Origin of the sequence: Thiocystis violascens DSM 198 (assembly GCF_000227745.2) — a bacterium.
Taxonomy (GTDB): Bacteria; Pseudomonadota; Gammaproteobacteria; order Chromatiales; family Chromatiaceae; genus Chromatium; species Chromatium violascens.
Map to the genome: position 1 here is coordinate 1,022,691 of NC_018012.1, position 17,540 is coordinate 1,040,230.

At 64.1% G+C, this 17,540-nt stretch carries 17 protein-coding genes; 8 read left to right on the top strand and 9 right to left on the bottom strand.

The window, feature by feature from the left end:
* Positions 1-57: 57 nt before the first annotated feature.
* The 4 genes from rlmE to THIVI_RS04600 form a co-directional block, all read right to left on the bottom strand.
* On the bottom strand, positions 58-696 hold the full coding sequence (rlmE, locus tag THIVI_RS04585) for a 23S rRNA (uridine(2552)-2'-O)-methyltransferase RlmE (RefSeq protein WP_014777462.1): 639 nt from the start codon (positions 694-696) through the stop codon (positions 58-60).
* An 86-nt stretch (positions 697-782) separates the two neighbouring features.
* Complete coding sequence (locus tag THIVI_RS04590; RefSeq protein ID WP_245537376.1) at positions 783-1,739, bottom strand: hypothetical protein; 957 nt, start codon at positions 1,737-1,739, stop codon at positions 783-785.
* A 45-nt stretch (positions 1,740-1,784) separates the two neighbouring features.
* Positions 1,785-2,147 carry a high-potential iron-sulfur protein gene (locus THIVI_RS04595; RefSeq protein ID WP_014777464.1) on the bottom strand — a complete coding sequence of 121 codons (363 nt, stop codon included), beginning with the start codon at positions 2,145-2,147 and terminating at the stop codon, positions 1,785-1,787.
* Between the two features lie 135 nt (positions 2,148-2,282).
* Positions 2,283-2,660 carry a C40 family peptidase gene (locus tag THIVI_RS04600; RefSeq protein WP_041446831.1) on the bottom strand — a complete coding sequence of 126 codons (378 nt, stop codon included), beginning with the start codon at positions 2,658-2,660 and terminating at the stop codon, positions 2,283-2,285.
* 347 nt (positions 2,661-3,007) lie between these two features.
* Here THIVI_RS04600 and trxB point away from each other — a divergent pair, with 347 nt between their 5' ends.
* The 5 genes from trxB to infA all read left to right on the top strand — a co-directional run bounded on the left by trxB (position 3,008) and on the right by infA (position 7,426).
* Positions 3,008-3,973: a thioredoxin-disulfide reductase gene (trxB, locus tag THIVI_RS04605; protein WP_014777466.1), complete on the top strand. Its 966-nt coding sequence runs from the start codon at positions 3,008-3,010 to the stop codon at positions 3,971-3,973.
* Between the two features lie 262 nt (positions 3,974-4,235).
* Positions 4,236-5,375 carry a GNAT family N-acetyltransferase gene (locus tag THIVI_RS04610; protein ID WP_014777467.1) on the top strand — a complete coding sequence of 380 codons (1,140 nt, stop codon included), beginning with the start codon at positions 4,236-4,238 and terminating at the stop codon, positions 5,373-5,375.
* Positions 5,372-6,124 (top strand): leucyl/phenylalanyl-tRNA--protein transferase, encoded by a 753-nt coding sequence (gene aat / locus THIVI_RS04615; RefSeq protein ID WP_014777468.1) that lies wholly within the window; start codon positions 5,372-5,374, stop codon positions 6,122-6,124. Before THIVI_RS04610 ends, aat begins: the two co-directional genes overlap by 4 nt.
* Positions 6,121-6,879 (top strand): arginyltransferase, encoded by a 759-nt coding sequence (locus THIVI_RS04620; RefSeq protein WP_014777469.1) that lies wholly within the window; start codon positions 6,121-6,123, stop codon positions 6,877-6,879. Before aat ends, THIVI_RS04620 begins: the two co-directional genes overlap by 4 nt.
* Before the next feature lie 328 nt (positions 6,880-7,207).
* Positions 7,208-7,426, top strand: coding sequence for a translation initiation factor IF-1 (infA, locus tag THIVI_RS04625; protein ID WP_007193303.1), 219 nt, complete (start codon positions 7,208-7,210; stop codon positions 7,424-7,426).
* A gap of 81 nt (positions 7,427-7,507) precedes the next feature.
* On the opposite strand, the gene THIVI_RS04630 is transcribed toward infA, so the two are convergent.
* Positions 7,508-8,590, bottom strand: coding sequence for an adenylate/guanylate cyclase domain-containing protein (locus THIVI_RS04630; RefSeq protein WP_014777470.1), 1,083 nt, complete (start codon positions 8,588-8,590; stop codon positions 7,508-7,510).
* A gap of 136 nt (positions 8,591-8,726) precedes the next feature.
* Between THIVI_RS04630 and THIVI_RS04635 the strand changes: the two genes are divergently transcribed.
* From THIVI_RS04635 to THIVI_RS04645, 3 genes are all read left to right on the top strand, one after another.
* Positions 8,727-9,155: a hypothetical protein gene (locus THIVI_RS04635; RefSeq protein WP_014777471.1), complete on the top strand. Its 429-nt coding sequence runs from the start codon at positions 8,727-8,729 to the stop codon at positions 9,153-9,155.
* A gap of 353 nt (positions 9,156-9,508) precedes the next feature.
* Positions 9,509-10,015: a YbaN family protein gene (locus tag THIVI_RS04640; protein ID WP_014777472.1), complete on the top strand. Its 507-nt coding sequence runs from the start codon at positions 9,509-9,511 to the stop codon at positions 10,013-10,015.
* A 3-nt stretch (positions 10,016-10,018) separates the two neighbouring features.
* Entirely contained in the window at positions 10,019-10,843 is an 825-nt protein-coding gene (locus THIVI_RS04645) for a sirohydrochlorin chelatase (protein WP_014777473.1), read from the top strand.
* Positions 10,844-10,945: 102 nt separating this feature from the next.
* On the opposite strand, the gene THIVI_RS04650 is transcribed toward THIVI_RS04645, so the two are convergent.
* From THIVI_RS04650 to THIVI_RS04665, 4 genes are all read right to left on the bottom strand, one after another.
* Positions 10,946-12,235: a hypothetical protein gene (locus THIVI_RS04650; RefSeq protein ID WP_014777474.1), complete on the bottom strand. Its 1,290-nt coding sequence runs from the start codon at positions 12,233-12,235 to the stop codon at positions 10,946-10,948.
* Positions 12,229-12,492 (bottom strand): DUF2249 domain-containing protein, encoded by a 264-nt coding sequence (locus tag THIVI_RS04655; RefSeq protein WP_014777475.1) that lies wholly within the window; start codon positions 12,490-12,492, stop codon positions 12,229-12,231. Before THIVI_RS04655 ends, THIVI_RS04650 begins: the two co-directional genes overlap by 7 nt.
* Before the next feature lie 7 nt (positions 12,493-12,499).
* A complete protein-coding gene (locus THIVI_RS04660; protein ID WP_014777476.1) occupies positions 12,500-12,937 on the bottom strand; it encodes a hemerythrin domain-containing protein in 438 nt (145 codons plus the stop codon).
* A gap of 382 nt (positions 12,938-13,319) precedes the next feature.
* A complete protein-coding gene (locus THIVI_RS04665; protein WP_014777478.1) occupies positions 13,320-17,513 on the bottom strand; it encodes a hypothetical protein in 4,194 nt (1,397 codons plus the stop codon).
* Positions 17,514-17,540 lie beyond the last annotated feature (27 nt).

Sequence of the window (17,540 nt, forward strand, 5' to 3'; positions counted from 1 at the left end):
GGTTGTGTATCGGTGCAAGCGTGCCGAATTCATACGGTGGAAACTAGCACCGACGGCTCACGGATGAAAGTTTTTCGCCATAAAACCTTTCGCGACCAGATAGATTTCGCGACTCTGCGCTCTGGACGATTGCGGCTTGCGACTTGCAACCCGGTGGAAACTCCGACGCAGTTCGAGCAGATAGGCATCGAAGCCTTCGCCTTGGAAGGCTTTGACCACCAGTGAGCCGCCCGGTTTCAGGCACTCTCGCGCCAGATCCAATGCCAGTTCCAGCAGATAGACGACACGCGATTGATCGGTGACGACGGTTCCCGTGATATTGGGGGCCATATCCGAAAGCACCAGGTCGAGCGGTTCCGCGCCGATCGCCTCGCGCAGTTGCGACAGGACCGAATCCTCGCGGAAATCGCCCTGCAAAAACACCACGCCATCAAGCGCCTCCATCGGCAGCAGATCGAGCGCGATCACCTGCCCTTTCGGACCGACCAGACGGCTTGCGATCTGCGACCAACTGCCCGGCGCGGCCCCCAGGTCGAGCACCCGCGTTCCCGGCGTCAGGATCCGATCCTTCTCCTGAATCTCCAGCAGCTTATAGGCGGCACGGGAACGATAGCCCTCGCGCTGAGAACGCTTGACATAGGGATCGCTGTGATGACGGTCGAGCCAGCGTCGACTGGATTTGCTTTTTTTGTTCATGAAACCGCGTCCCGCCAATCGTCGCGGGTGACCGCAAGGTTAGGAAGTGTTTGAAACGTCGTCTTTGGTGCTGGACGCGGCTTGAATCAGAGGTCGTCAACCCAGGAAAACTGAAAGAGCTGGAGCAAAATTCCAGCGATGCCGCCGCCAAACAGCCCCCCCAGAACCGCTTGCGGAATCTGCTGATGCATGCCAAGACTGGCGGTCTGCCACCACAGCCCAGGATCGATATTCGTCAGCGGACCGCTCACCATCCAGACGCTGCCCGCGGCAACGCTGGCGAGAACCGCCATGATCGCGGCCTCGGCCAGATTGCAGGGAAAGGATGCCTGACAAAACCGATGTGTCAATGCCACCCACCGCCTGACGCTCGCAACGTACAGCACGCCATTGATACTCACCAGAAAGGCCAGAACGACAAAAAGCGAGAAAGGCGCCGCATGGAAGGGCTCCGCAATCGCGAGCACCGTTCCCCCGATCGCCCCGGCGGCCAACCCAGCCAATGCCTTGGAGGCGACGTTCATGGAGCAGCGCGTGGGAAAGCGCACGAGCAGACCGACAGCCGCCGCGATGACGGCGGCGCCCAGCGCCGTGTATACGAAGGCTGACGGTCCGGTCAACACAATCAACAGAATGACCCCGACGCCAGCACCGATCGCGGAACTGATGAGTGAGATCTCGCGCGCACCGTAGAGGACTGCGGTGACCGCGCCCGTCACTGCGGCGGCGATCACATAGGTGAATCCGCCAAAACCCAAACCTTTCAATAATTCCGAGAGCCCCGTGAAAAGAGGCGCATAGATCATCCCATGCAGGCTCCAGATGATTCCGCGGATAAAGGCAAGCCGCAACCGGGAAGCCGCGCTCGGGCGGGGGAGGTCCAGGCTCACTGAAGCGGCCGGACTGCCAGGATTCGGGGGTTCGTAAGAAATAGCCATAGACTTGAGTTTGAAAAACGTATCACGCAAAAACCGGTTTCCGGCCAGATAAACCGGTCGAACCCTACCTGCAAAACCAGAATGAACCAATGAAAAACGGGGCACTCGGCCCCGTCTTCGATCTCGCCTGGAGGAGCGAGTCGCTCAGGATCAACCGGCCTTCAGGGTCCAGGAAGAACACCAGCCATTAACGTTGATCAGCTTGCCGGGGAAGAGCGAACAGCCTTTCCAGTCGCCTTCGCCCTGGTCGGCCAGCATGAACTGGCAGGTCGCGCAGTGCTGCTCTTCGGCCGGGGCGCCAGGACGGGCGGCGGCGACACGCTCGGACTTGGTGGCGTCCTGATTGTACTTCAGGGCAACCGCGGTCGGGTCATCGGCGGCGACCGCGTTCGCGGGCGCGGAAGCGCGCGCGGTGCCGAAACCGACCAGGTTGATCATGGGGATGGCCGCGGCGGTACCCAGCATCACTTTGACGGCGTCGCGACGGCTCTTGCTGATTGGCTTATCGGACATTGATGTCACTCCTACTCAGTTAGGTACGGTTGTAGTGATCTCGTCACTCCCGGCATCGTCGCCGGAAGCCGACCGGCATTGTGCTACAGGAAACCGAAAAAGGCGAGCCGCAAGCCCGAAGATTCGGCGTCGACCTCAGTTGAGATAGGTGCCCGCGCCAAGGTAGCGCGCGGTCCAGTAAGGCGTATCCAAGCGGGCCAGTTGCACCCGATGGCGAGAAGTCGAGGCATGCACGAAGCGATCACTGTCCACCATCAACCCGACATGGTAGACGCCCGGTCCCGTCCTGAAAAAGACCATATCGCCCGGACCGGGACGCCCCAGCCTGACTGGCTTCGACGCCCGATGCTGTTCCACGGCGACGCGCGGGATCGCAACGCCGGCGACGTGATGTGCGTATTGGGTCAGGCCGCTACAATCGAAGCCCGAGGCGGGCGAGGATCCCCCGTAAACGTAGGGGGTGCCGATCTGCGACAATCCGGCCAGCACCACCTCGCCACGACGCCCGCTCAAATCCCTGTCGCCCCCCCTCGATGCACAGCCCGATAGGCTCGCCAGAACCAGAATCCCGATCCACAATCTCGTGCTTCGCGCAAGACACATCTTCATAAATCACACTCGATTCATGTCGCAATCTTTTGTATTTGTAGTTTTAGTCCGCGATGACGGTATCTGTCAATGCCTCCAGTCAAATCCTTTCCGAAGCGCCGGGCAGCGCGCTGCTTTACGTCATTTCCGCCAGCCAGTACAGTGGCTGCCTTCAAATCAGGCAGGCGCGCGGCACCGCGACGATCGCTTTTGACGCCGGGTGTCCGCGACAACAGGCCACCGCCCGCCACGCGATATTCGGAGTCCATTGCATGAGCGAAACCAAACACTGCCGGCTACTGATCCTGGGATCGGGCCCCGCCGGCTATACCGCCGCGGTCTACGCGGCCCGCGCCAATCTCAACCCGGTCCTGGTCACCGGCCTGGAGCAGGGCGGCCAGTTGATGACCACCACCGAGGTCGACAACTGGGCCGGCGATCCGGATGGCGTGCAGGGGCCTGAACTCATGGAGCGGATGCGCCGGCATGCCGAGCGGTTCGGGACCGAGATCCTGTTCGATCACATCAACGCGGTCGATCTCGCCGAGCGGCCCTTCCGTCTCACCGGCGATGCGGCGGTCTATACCTGCGACGCACTGATCGTCGCGACCGGCGCCAGTGCCATGTATCTCGGCCTTCCCTCCGAGGAGACATTCCGCGGACGCGGCGTCTCCGCCTGTGCCACCTGCGACGGCTTTTTCTACCGCAACCAGAAAGTCGCCGTCATCGGCGGCGGAAACACCGCAGTCGAAGAGGCGCTATACCTCTCGAATATCGCCTCCGAGGTCACCCTGGTGCACCGCCGCGACGCGCTGCGAGCCGAGAAGATTCTCCAGCGGCAACTCCTCGAAAAAGCCGACAAGGGCAACATCAAGCTCGCCTGGAACCAGACGCTCGACGAAATCTTGGGCGACGCGACCGGCGTGACCGGGATCCGCATCAAAAGCACGCTGGACGGGACGACCCGGGATATCGACCTGCAGGGCGTCTTCATCGCCATCGGCCACAAACCGAACACCCAGATCTTCGAGGGCCAGGTCGACATGGCGGGCGGATATATCAAGGTCCAGAGCGGCACCCGGGGCAACGCGACCGCAACCTCGGTGCCCGGCGTTTTCGCCGCTGGCGATGTGATGGACCCCATTTACCGTCAGGCCATTACGTCCGCCGGCACCGGCTGCATGGCGGCCCTGGACGCCGAGAAATTTCTGGATGCCATGGCGGTTGGCGGGGTTTAAGGGGCAAGGGCATTAACTATGGGATCTTTGGTATCCCTGAAGCCGTTCGTGGTGAGGCCCTCGAACCATGAACGGCTTCACGCGCCGAGGCCCGGATCGGAAAATCTTTTTCCGTAAATCGTCAAAAATTAAATTGGTACGGCCGCCACGCAAACAAACACAACCTTGCCCCTTGCCCCTTGCCCCTTGAGTCACTCGATCGCGTCGCAATGTACCGACTGACAACCTTGCCCCTGCCCTTCAGTCAACTGACACCGCCGCGATGTACAAGGTCACAACCCATTCCGCCATCGTGGAGATTTCCGCCGAGCAATGGAATCGTCTCGTCGATCCCGACACCCCTTTTCTGCGGCATGAGTTTCTCGCCGCACTGGAGCGTCACGACGGCGTCGGCGAGAAGTTCGGCTGGCTGCCCCATCACCTGGCCCTGCGCGATCAGGACGGCCGGCTGCTGGCGGTCACGCCCTGTTATCTGAAGTTCAATTCCTATGGCGAATTCGTCTTCGACTGGGCTTGGGCCGATGCCTACCAGCGTCATGGACGGTACTATTACCCAAAACTTGTCGTGGCCTCGCCGTACACCCCCGCGACCGGTTCGCGGCTGTTGACCGGTGCCGCGCCCGAGCGTCGCGCGTATGCCCAGGCGCTCATTCAGGGCGCGGTGCGGGTGGCCGAGCAGCTGGACGTGTCCTCGCTGCACTGGCTCTTTACCGCCGCCGACGAGACCGACTGGCTGGAAGATCAGGGGTTGATGCGGCGGGTTGGCTGCCAATTCCATTGGCACAATCGCGGATACGATTCTTTCGAGTCGTTGCTCGGCGCCTTCACGGCGGAGAAGCGGAAAAAGATCCACCGCGAGCGTCGCCGCGTGGCGGACAGCGGCGTGCGACTCCGTCGAGTGACCGGGGACGCGGTCACCGAGGCCGAATGGGCGATCTTCCACCAGCTTTACCGCGACACCTTCGACAAACGCGGCGGCATCCCGACCCTGACGCTCCCGTTCTTTCAGGACATCGGCGAGACCATGGGTCAAAATCTGCTGCTCGTTCTGGCCGAGCATGGCGGGAATATCGTCGCCGCCGCGTTCAATCTGATCGGCAGTCGTTCGCTCTATGGCCGCCACTGGGGCTGCTTTCAGGACTTCCATAGCCTGCATTTCGAGGCGTGTTACTATCAGGGACTGGAATACTGCATCGACTGCGGACTGGCGCGCTTCGAACCGGGCGCCCAAGGCGAACATAAAATCAGCCGAGGCTTTTTGCCCACGCCGACCTGGTCCGCCCATTGGATCGCCGATCCCGGATTCCGCGCCGCCATCTCCCATTTTCTCGACCAGGAGACCCGCGAAATGGACGATTATCTGGCGGACATGCACACCCACAGCCCCTATCGCAACCGATGATCGCCTTACTCGACCCCCAGGATCGGAACGCGTTTCCCGATATCGCTCAAGCCCTCCGCGAACCCAATGGTCTGCTGGCGGTCGGCGGCGATCTGACCCCGGCGCGACTCCAGAATGCCTACCGGCGCGGGATCTTCCCCTGGTTCAACCCTGGCGACCCCATTCTCTGGTGGTCCCCCGATCCGCGTACGATCTTGTTTCCAAAACAGTTGCGGATCTCGCGCAGCCTGGCGAAACGGCTGCGTCGACAACCCTTCGTCGTCACGCTCGACCGCGCCTTTCCTTGTGTGATTCGTGGCTGCGCGGCGCCCCGCGAGCCCCACGGCGGCACCTGGCTGATCCCCGAGATGATCGCCGCCTATGAGGCGTTGCATGCGCGAGGGCTAGCGCATTCGGTGGAAGTCTGGCAGGGCCAGGACTTGGTCGGCGGGCTTTACGGCGTCGCCATCGGGCGCGCCTTCTTCGGCGAATCCATGTTCAGCCGCGTCACGGATGCATCCAAGGTCGCGCTGGTGCATCTCTGCCAACAGCTTGAAAGCTGGAACTTCGGCCTCGTCGACTGCCAGATGCGAACCGACCACCTGATGCGCATGGGCGCCGTCGAAATGCCGCGCGCCGATTTCATTGGCCTGCTGGATCGGTTCTGCCCGCTTCCCGGACGCGACTTCAATTGGGACGATGGCGTCGTTCAGGTTCCTGATCGCCCAGCATTGCCCAATCCCACGCCAGCGCGTGCCGAGGCGCCATGAGTCAGGAAACCAATCCAAACCGAGGCCGCTATCTCGCCCTTTATATGACCGCCGAGCACCCCTGTTCCTATCTGGAGGGTCGGCAAGCCCGCACTCTCTTCGTCGATCCGAGCGCCCGCATCGACAATGCCACCTATCAAGTATTGATCGACCAGGGATTTCGGCGCAGTGGCTCTCACATCTACCGTCCCGCTTGCCGGGGCTGCTCGGCCTGCGTTCCTGTTCGCATTCCCGTGGAGGCATTTCGACCAGACCGCTCCCAGCGGCGCAACTGGAAACGCAACGCCCTGGATTTCGTGCTCGTCGATACCCCCGCAACCTTCAACCCCGAACATTTCAACCTTTACCGACGCTATCTGGAACGGCGTCATCCCGACGGCAGCATGGCGGACGATGCCAGCGAGGAGAGTTATCGGCGTTTTCTGGTCGAGCCTTGGGGTGGCGCTACGCGGTTCATCGAATTGCGGCTTGACGGACAACTGGTGGGCGTCGCTGTCACGGATTGGCTCGACAGCGGACTCTCCGCCGTTTACACGCTGTTCGACCCAGACCACGCCAGGCGCGCGCCGGGCACCTTCGCCGTGCTGTGTCAGATCGAGACAGCGCGGCGGCTTGGCCTGCAGTCTCTCTATCTCGGCTATTGGATCGAAAAAAGCCAGAAAATGGCCTATAAGGAGCGTTTTCGCCCGATCGAGACATGGAACGGACGTCGCTGGATGCGTTTCGAGCGATCGGCCGCACTGGATCCAGGGTAAATTCAGCGGCAGGTTCAGGAATTTTGGGCGCACGGACAAGCGATGGATTCTTGATCGAAAATCACCGCTCAGCGGTTCTCATTTAGGCGTCATCCGCCATCGCAGGAGTCCGCTTGCGGGCGACATGGTTTGTCAATCGACTTTTGGGTCCGCCAAACCCCGTCGCCCGGAACCAAGCCCGCAGATCCAGGCCCAGAAGTCGCCCGCAAGCGGGCTCCTACGGCAAAATGAGAATTGCCGATCACCCAGCCACCGTTCCAATCTTGTGGATGTGCTATTATTCCGAAGCTTTAAGAACCAAGTTGCTCGCCTGGAAAAACACACACCCATGTCAAAAGACGACGTTATTCAGATGGAAGGCACGGTCACCGAGACCCTGCCCAATACCGTATTCAGGGTTGAGCTGGAAAACGGCCATACCGTGACCGCCCATATCTCCGGCAAGATGCGCAAGCACTACATCCGCATCCTCACCGGCGACAAGGTCACCGTTGAACTCACGCCCTACGACCTGACCAAGGGACGCATCGTCTATCGCGCCCGCTGACCACCGATTTCATCGGTGGACATCCGCCTCGCTTCGCTGCGCGCCCATGTCCCAAGGATCCAGATTGGCTCACTGGGATATTCATGGTCCCCACAGCATCTGGTCAACATATTGTTTGACCTTACGATGTCCGGGCGTGTCGATCGCCGTGAATTGCAGATTGGTGCGATAGGAACCTGGGTTCCCGCTCGAGCGCAGTACCCTGGCGTAGACTTCCACCGTATTTTCCGCGCCAAGTTCGGGTGTCAAGGACATGAGAACCTCCGAATAGGGTGGCAGAATCAGCGGAAGATCGGCACTCAGGCCGTAATAGCCAAGATCGTTGACCTTGCCGACAAAGCGCTCGGCGAGGATGCGTTTCGCTTCCACTTTGCGAAACACCACTGGAAAATCGACCATGATCCGCGGCGACTTGCGGATTTCGATTTCCGGAACGGCAAGCGGGATCGGATAGGTCACGCCCTTTAGCTCATAGAGCGTGACCGGGTTCGACTTCCCCTTCACCATCACCTCGTTGACGGCGCCCACGTCGATATGGCCCCGCGCGCCCCGATAACTGGTCTCGCTGATCAGAACCTGGCCGCGGAGGCTGTACCCTTCGATGCGCGCGGCGAGATTGACGGGATCGCCAATCACCGTGTATTCGCTGTAGACCCGGGATCCGAAACTGCCGGCCATCACGTCTCCGGTGCTAACTCCGATCCCCGCGTAAAGACTCGGTTCGCCGCGCCCCTCGCTGCGCCGATTCATCTCGGCCATGCCCATCTGCATCTCCACGGCGCAGGCAAGCGCGCGCAGCAAATCGTCGGCGCGGCGCACCGGGGCGCCAAACAGCGCCATGACCGAGTCCCCCATGAACTTGTCGATGACCCCGCCGTGCCGCTCGATCACCTGGGCCATCAATCCGTAGAAGCGATTCAGCACCTCGACCATGATGTGCGTTGGAAACGACTCCATCAGGGCCGTGAAACCGCGCAGGTCAGCGATCAGAATCGTCACCTCGGTCCGAAGCACCGGTTGCGATTCCAGCAGAAAATCGTCGAGTTGGGTCGTCAAACGCTCGCGTAGCGCGGCATCGAGCTGACAGCGGGCGGCCGAGCCGTAGACATCCTCGATCAGCCCGACCATGCTGGAAAAGAGCAACTGTCTATCTTTGTGCTGCATGGCTCCAAATTGACTCCATCGGCCGATAAATTGACAATCTTCATGGGTTTTAACCCATCGCTCGGGCAATGCTAGGCGCAAGACATGCATTCCACGCGAGCGTGGCATCCTCAACATCGCAACCGAGACATCGCGCATGGACCGTTTTACACGAAATTATAGTATCGTACTTGGCCTCGTCATCCTCTTGGCCTTGGGATTCTGGGTCAAATCCGTCTGGCAGCCGAAGGTCTGGGAACTTGACGAGATCCTGACCTCCCATCCGAGCCTCTCGACCTATCCGTATCAATTCAGAGTACGCGCCTTCAAGGACGGCATTGCCGTCATTTCCACGCCACGCTCGTTCGATGTCCCGGCGATCCGCTTCCTGGAGATTATCAACCCAAAAGTTGCCGGCAAAAGCCAGGACGACCCTGCCATGATCGCCGCCCAGCAGGATCTCATCGACCATCAGAAGCTTGCGATGGGACTGATGCTGGGGCAGCCGGGCGTGACCAGCGTGGACTGGGAACTCGATACGCAATGGCTGGCCGATCACGGGGTTCATCGCTCCAACAGTCAGTAGGAGTCTGCTTGCTGGCGATTCGTAGACCGCGGGCGACTTGCAAGCGGCGATCGTCGCCGCGTTCCTGGTGTTGTCGCCCGCAAGCGGGCTCCTACCGCGCGCTTGCCCCCGTATTGCCGACCTGCATACCACCCCAATATCCGACCGCGCATTGCGAAAAGACACCTGCCATACCGGACGCGGTTTAAACTCGCTATAGTGGCCGTCTCGAAATCCTCGCGATTTCCACGCGATCCCAGGCCCTTCGGTCGCAAGCCACGGTTTGGCGACGCTCCCCGTTCTTCTGCGGGGTGCCGCGCCGGCGGGTTTCTTGGGATCAGAGAGCAGACACTCGCCCCCGGAGAGCCACCCGAATGCACGGCACAGCGCCAGCCAAACCTCACGCGAACGCCCCTATCGGCCCACGCCGGCGCCTGATCTACAATCTCCTGGCCTGGCTGTGTTTCGGCCTCGGTTTCGTCGGCATGGTCGTCCCGCTCATGCCGACCACGGTCTTCTGGATCTGCGCCGCCTGGCTGTGGCTGCGCAGCCACCCGCAACGGGTACGCTTTCTGGTCGATCATCCGCATTTTGGCGCTTCCATTCGCGGTTTTCTCGAACACGGCGAGATCTGCCGGACCGGCAAGACCGCCGCCGTCGGCGGCATGGCGGGCAGTTATCTGATCTGGTTCGCGCTAGTTCGACCCGGCTGGGTGGCGGGCGTCGCGGTCGCGGCCATTCTCGGCGCGGTCGCGCTCTGGATCGCCACCCGCCCGGACAGCAAGCGCAAGCCCCCGGCGCAGGTGGCGGTCACGCTTGACCTGGGACGCTGGACGCCAGTCCAAACGGCCACGAAGCCACCCGCCAATCCGCCAGGCTAGCGCATGCGTACCATTCTGCTGATCGATAACGGTTCCCGACGCGCGGAGTCCACGCTGAACCTGCGTCGACTCGCCGCGCGGCTGGCCGAGCGTGCCGGCGAGCCGGTCCTTCCGGTGTCGCTGCTGCACTCCGACCAGATTCCCGCCGACCGGCTGGACGATCGCCCGGCGGATACCTTCGCGCCCGCGTTGCATCGCCTGCTCGCCCAGGGTGCGCGCGACTTCGTCCTGGTGCCACTGTTTTTCGGTCCGAGTCGCGCCCTGACCCAATTCGTGCCGGACACCGCCGCCGCCCTGACCGACGCCTTCGGCCCCTTTCGGCTGCGGATCGCCCCCGAACTCTGTCCGCTGCCCGACGGCGAACCGCGTCTGACCGAGATCCTGGCCGAGCATGTCGAACAGACCGCACTCGTCGCGGGGCGCCCGGCCACGCGGGTCGTGTTGGTCGATCACGGGTCGCCCATCCCGGAGGTCACCGCCGTGCGCCGCTGGCTGAGCGAGCGTCTGGCGCGGCGGCTGGGGCTAAGGGTCAAGGTCGAGGAAGCGGTGATGGAGCGACGCGCGGGAGCGGATTACGATTTCAACGGACCGCTGCTGGAGGATCTGCTGCGCGCGCTGGCCAACATGGATCGTTCCACCCCCGTCATCCTCGCCATGCTCTTTCTGTCCGCCGGACGCCACGCCGGTCCAGGGGGCGATATCGCCGAAATCATTGGCCGCGTCGAGTCCGAGCATGCTGGCTTCAGGGTCCATCCCTCGCCGCTGGTCGGCAGTCATCCGGGATTGATCGAGATTCTTCTGTCCCGCTTAAACTGCGTCACATCGTGATAGGCCGCTTTGCGAGTGTTCGGACAGGTTGGCATACATCGATAACCGTCAGAGCGGACGCAGTTTAAATGATTAATAAATTAAAGAGTTAAAGCGTTTCCCTTAAAGTCCAAAGCCTCGGAACCGCCAGAAACTCCGCGCCAGCAGGAACCACAGAAAGCCCGACGACAGCACGAGCGCGAGACCGCCGAGGCGCGCCAGACTTTTTCCGACACCGGGCGCCACATCGAACGCCGGCAGGGCTGCGGCGGCGACCAACGCCAGCAGCGCCACCAGATAGAGCCCGAATTGAATCCGCGCTGGCGCCTCGGGGATAAAGGTATGCATGTGCGGCACGCGGACATCGAAGCGGCGCGTCGCCACCTGACGATGCTGGAGATGGAACCAGCTCAGAAAGGGCACGATCTTGAACAGCATGCCGCTCGGCAGCCCGACGCCGACGCCGATCAGCACCAGCACGCCCACCAGTTCGGCCCGTCCGCCCGCGAGCCAGAGCGCCGCCGCGAGCAGCGCCGAGATCATGGCCGACCGCCAGTAGAGCAACGTGGCATCGAGGCGCGGCCGCTCGCGGCGGCGCTGGCGGTCTAGCGAGACGCCCGCGAAGACGACGAAGCAGAGTGTGCTCAGCCCCATCCACCCGGTTGCCGCGGCGCCCTGCCCATTCGCCGTGAGGGCGCTCGCCACGGTCAGCACGACCGCGACCAGGGGTGCCGCCCAGCGCATCAGCCAATCCGGATAGGCGGGCGTGACATGAAACATGGGGACGACCTGATAACCCACGCCCATGATGAGCAGGCCGGCCCAGCCCAACAGACCCCACGCCAGATGCAGATTCACCCAATCCACGAATCCCGCCACCCGCCACCCGCCCAGCAGGGCCACCACCAGCAGGACGCCGAGCAGCAGCGTGACGAGCAGCGCGACGAGCGCCAGACGCATGGCCACGACCGTGCGCCTGACGCCCCGCGCGCGTGCCAGCGCGCTCCCCGCCGCCGTGGCGAAGATCGTCAGACCCGCCATGAGCGACCCGCCGCCCAGCGTCAACCAGGCAGCGCCACCCCACAACAGGTCCGCGCTGAGCGAGAGGGTGCCCAGGATCAGCAGGACTTGCGTCGCGCGACCGACCAGGACGACCCGAGGCACCGGCGACCCGGCCAGCACCGGCAGCATCTGCAAGAGTGCGCCGCACATGATCTGGGTGAGAAAGCCCAGCGCGATCAGGTGCGTCACGGCCAGCGCGGGCGGAGTCCAGCGCGAGATCAGAACAAGCTCGCCCTGCCAGAGCAGCAGGCCGCCAGCGGCCACGGCAAACAGCGGAGCGGTCAGGAAAAAGGCGAAGGGAACCCCGATCGGCGGGGCCTGATCCAGGCTCAGTCCGGCGGTGTTCAACATGGGATCCGCTCGTCCAGTTCCGCCTGGGAGGGCGGCGCATCGAGCGCCCAGATCAGAATCTCGAAACGGTCTTCCGCGCCTTGGGTCCGCCATCCGTAGCCCATGCGCCGGAGCAAATCGTAGAGCGGAAAGGGCTCGCGCCGGTGCAGCACCCGAACGCGCCCGCCCGTCGGCAGATCCGCCAGGGCGTCGAGAATCCGCTCCATCGGCTCGGGCGGCGCCAGTCGACGGACATCCAGGATGGGGGCGCTTGTCATCGTCGGGTCAGACATGGGTCAGTAGGGTGGCCATCTCCGCCGCCTGCTCGCGAAGCGCGCCGTCGGCCATGGGATAGAGCACGCCCTCCTCTTTGTAATTGTGCTGCTGCACGAGGAAATGCAGCGTTTCCAGGAGGCCGAGAACGGCGGTCTTGTCACGCGCGGCGACGGCATCGCCGAGTTCCTCGAAGAGTTGGCGCATCTGCGCGTGTTCGCTACACATGATTTCGATGGGATTTTCCGCGACCAGAAAGACGCGGGCCAAGGCGGGAAAGACGACGTCTTCCTCCACCGCGAAATGGCGGTTCATCGCGTCGACGAGCGCCGTCGCCGCCATCTCGATGGCGGACCAGTCTCCGGAGCCGATGCTGGCCTCGGTCGCGGCCAGGAGATGGTCGCAGCGGTGGTGGTCCTGGGTGAAGGAATCGGTGATGGCGGCGATCATGCGGGGCCTGCTTGAAGGGGTTGAGATGGCGTGATTTTGTGGTTTGGTGGTGGACAGCTCCTTGATCTAGGTCAGGACGCGCGTGTGGTCGTTAGGGGAGGCGGTTTGATGGAAGCACGTCAGTATTCCGTGACCGCCGACTACAAGTCGGCGATCCCAGGGCGGCTGGCCCGGGGACATTGCGCGGGGGAACACGAGTTAGGCAAGTTCCAGGAAAATTCATACCAAACCCAAGGTTTCAAACAGACAGGATGAACAGGATTTTTCAAGATTAATAGGATTAAAAAACAAGCTATTACGAAATCCTGTCAATCCTGCGAAATCCTGTTCATCCTGTCCATTCACAGCCTCTCCGTGGGCAGATTGTTTTCAGTAAATCACCTTACTCCACGTCCAGGGTCAAGGGCTCTTTTCGAGCAGCGCCGCGCGCGTCCTTCGCCCGCTGACCTTCGCGCCAGAGTTGCGGGCTGGAAAACCCCGCCCAGCCCCAGCGCAGCCAGTCGAGCAGACGGAAGGCCAGCCAGAGCGCCCAGGCCAGCATCAGGGCACGGTAGATCCACATCGGCACCGAGAACACCCAGACCTCGGGCAGCGTCGGGCCGCCTCGATCCTGATACCAGTTCAGCAGGGTTCCGGTCGAGCCGTTGCCCATGATCTGCATCTCCGGACGCCCCAGCAGACCCTGCTGAACGGCGCCGAGCAGCCCCGCCAGCGCGGCCAGGGTAAGCAGGACCAGACCGAGCTGGATCAGATTGAAGCGCCATGCCTTCTTCCCCTGATCGAGCCGCTGGCGCAGTCCGAGCGCGAACAGCCAGCCGGCCACCAGCAGCACCACCCAGACCTGCGCCAGACTGAGCCCGACGCCGAGCAGGAACCAGTCGGGTATCCGCAAGGGGGTCAGACGACTGCGACCGAGCGCCGCCGCCAGACCCGCCAGGACTAGCAGGAGGCTCCAGAACAGCACCGCCGGGCCGATGCCGGGACCGGTGGCGAACAGCACCCAATGATCGTCGGGCAGACGTAACGCGAGATTCAGGTTGACCGCCGGGTTCCTCAGATCGGGAACCGATGGGGTAAAACCGACTTCCAGCACGCGCGATTCGCGCCAAGAGACCTGCATCCGCTGCGTCCCTGGAACCAACGGAAGTTCGAGATCGCCACCCGCGGCCGGCAGTGGCAGATTGCGCCCGTCGGCGCTGAAGCGGATGGGTTCGGCACCCTCGGGCAGACGGATGGCATGCGTTCCGCCCTGACTGCTGCGCACCCTCAACGTCAATTCCGCGTCGCTCCCCCGCCGCCCCGGCGCAACCTGGTAGTCCACGCGGTCGAATGTCAGGGTGGGTCCGGGGACGCCGAGCGGTCGGGTCAAGTTCAGCGTCAGCGTCTCGCCGGGCAGCGGACGCCAACCCGGCAGCCAGCGCTCGGACGGTCCACGCCGGTGAACCGGCGGAATGCCGCGATGCTCCAGATGCCACATCGGGCCGAGATCCAGATGCCAGGCCTCGGCGAGGCGGGGATCCGCGCTGGCGCTCAAGGTCAGTTCGGCGACGGGATCCAGACTGGAGGTCCAGCTCAGCTCGGTCGCGCCGGGCGCCAGACCCGCGAGCACCCGCCCGCCCTCGACCTGCACGCCGGTCGTCTGGACCGATTCGCCGGGCAGCAGCGGCACCGGGATCAGGATCGGGAATTCGGGCGCGGACAGACGCTGCACACGGGTCTCGACCCGCCAGTCGAGCCCGATCCGCAACCGGCGCTCGACCAGCAGCAGCGGCGGCAGGGCGTCCTGACTCAAGGGACGATCGTCCCGCACGCCCGACTCCGAGAGCCGGATCAGTTGGAGCTGCGAACCGGGCCGCCCCGCCGCGTCCAGTCCCTCGACCCGCCAGCCGTCGGCCTGTACCTCGACCTGTCGTGGCGTCAGCGGCAGCGGCAGATCCACCTGATCGCGCGCCGGCAGCGGGCCGGTCAGCCGCAGTCGGTGACGCCCCGCCGCGAGCGGAACCAGCAGTCGACCGTCGGCGTCGCGACTCACCGGATCCAGTGGGACGCCATCGAGCTGAATGTCGGTCGGCGACCAGCCGCCCGCGCCGCCCGGCACGGGCGCGGCGACCGCCGCCGCGGCATCTAGGGTCAGTTCCAGCGTCAGACGCGCGGGTTCGGCGTGCACGGCCAACCATGGCAGTTCCAGACAGTGCGGCAGACAGTCGGGCGGCGCGAGCAGTCGTTCGCGCAGTTCCTGCAACAGCTCGGGAGACGGCAAATCGCTGGCCAGCGTCTGCCCGGAGTTGACCCCCGCCCCGAGACCGAGCGCCAGCAAGAGCACCACGCCGACGCCCAACCGCCCGCGTTTCGGGACGAGACCGCCCAGGCGCAACCCAAGTAGCACCAGCAGCAGGCTTCCCAGCAGCGAGATCGCCAGGTTCCAGCCCGGCGTCAGCAGCCACAAACGGGCCTGCCCGTTCTGCTCCACCGGGCCGGTCCAGGCCAGGTCGAAGCGGTGCCAGCGCCAGTCCGGGATACCGGGACCGGTCTGCACCCGCGCATTGGGATCGATGATGTCCAGCGGACTAGAAGCGGGCGAGGCGCTGGAGGAAAGATAATTTTGCATTTTCCGCCGTCCCTCCCGCGCCGGTTCCATGACAACCTCCGCCTCGTCCGCCATCCCCTGAAGCATGGGTGCCGGCTGATTGGGATCCATGAAGGTGTCTGGAGACGCCGTCGTCAGGCCACCCGTCATCCCGCCCAGGCTCGCCCAGGGGGCGCGTTCGAGCTGAGGATAGAGTCCGTTGCGGACCTCCGAGACCAGAAACGGCAGGCCCACCACCAACAGCGCCAACAGGCTCAGACGGAAATACCACTGGACCAGTCCGCGCAGCCGCTGGACGCCAGCCGGAGCCGCTCCCGCCGGAGTCGGCGCGGCGGGTAGCAGTCGCAGCAAGGCGACGGCGGCGAGCAGATGCAGCCAGACCAGACGCGGCGCACCCGGCGACTGCCAGGTCAGCGCCAGCGCCGCCAGCGCCAGCGCGCCCCAGCCCCAACCCCAGAGTCGACCGATCCCGATCGTCAGGATCAGTACCAGGAACAGATCGAGCAGCGTCCAGCGCGCGAACCAGCTATCTGGAAGGTTATCGACACCCGAGACCGCCAGCAGATCCCAGCCCGGCGGCAGATGCAGATGGGCCTGCGCGGCATCGAACGCCAGCGCCCAGCCCGAAACCGGAACCCGGTTGGGCGCGGCCTCCAGGCGTCCGTCCGCCACCAGATTCAGTTGGCCGCGCCGCACCTCCACCCCGAGCGCGCCGGTGTCGTCGAGACGATTGATCGGCACCGGTGTCCCCGCGACCTGGACCTGTCCAAGATCCAGTCCCGCGCCAGCTTCCAAACGCCAGGTGCGGGTCAGCTCGCCACTGATCCGATCCTGGACGCTGTAACCGGCACCGTCGAAATCCAGCCAGAGGTTCCGTTCCAGGGTCAGCCGATCCGGCGCCGGGTCCGGGTCGCCGCGCCGCTGTTCGACCAGCGTCAGGGTCTCGCCCGACGCGATTCGATAGACCGGCAGGCGCGACCACTCCTCTGGGATGCGGGTCTGACGCGGATCGACGAGCGGCAGCCCGGTCAACTCGACCTGACGCAGATCGGGACGTGCGGCGAAGGCCCAGACTTCCTGCTCCGGCCAGGGCGGCGGCAGGCTTCCGCGCGACAGCGACGTCACCGCGCCGCTGTGATAGGTCGCCACCTCCAGCACCCAGCGCCCGGGCCGGACCTGGATCCGCAGCATGCCGTCCGATTCCAAACGCGCCGGCAGCGGACTCTGGATCGCGAACGGCACCCCGCCCGGCAGGTGCACCGGCCCCAGTCGCGCCTCGCGGGCGCGGCCCGAGACCTCCAGTTCCAGCCGGGTCAGAATCCGTAGCGGCAGATCGTCCTCGATCCGGCGCGCGACCTCCAGACGCAGCCGGTCGCCCTCCCCGTCCGTCTGGGACGCGCCCGGATCGCGCAGCCAGAGCCGCCCGCCCGGCTCCAGTCGCGGCAGCGGACGCGAGACGCCATCGAGGGTGAGCGCGAGCCATCCGGTGAGCGGCGGAACCGCCAGCGCATCCGGGCGTTGCCGCCACTGGAAACGCCCGGTCAGCGCATGCTCGCCCGCCCCCAGCTTCACCGCCGGCCGCCCGTCGCGCAGCACGACCGGCAGCGCGTTTCCGCCATCCCGAACATCCTGAGGCCAGACATCGGCGTCGCCCGGCAGCAGCACCCAGTCTTCGGCGAACACCCGCCAGGTTTGCGCGAATCGCCCGCCTCCGGCGGTCAGATCCAGTTCCAGACGACCGGGCCAGGCGCAGCGAGATCCGCCGTCGCCCGGATCGAGGGGACAAGCGCGCCGATCCACGCCGTCCGGGCCAGACTCCAGAACCCAGGGTACCCAGGATCGCAGCGGATCGGGGACGCTTGGCGCCCGGTCAGCCGCCGCCTCGACAGGCGCGGCGACCGTAAGATCGGGAACCGCCCCGGCCCAGGCCAACGGCAGCGCCATCCAGAACAAGCCCCACGAAACCAGCGTAACGAACCGACGAGACATGGCGCCGACCTCCATCCGGGGATAAGC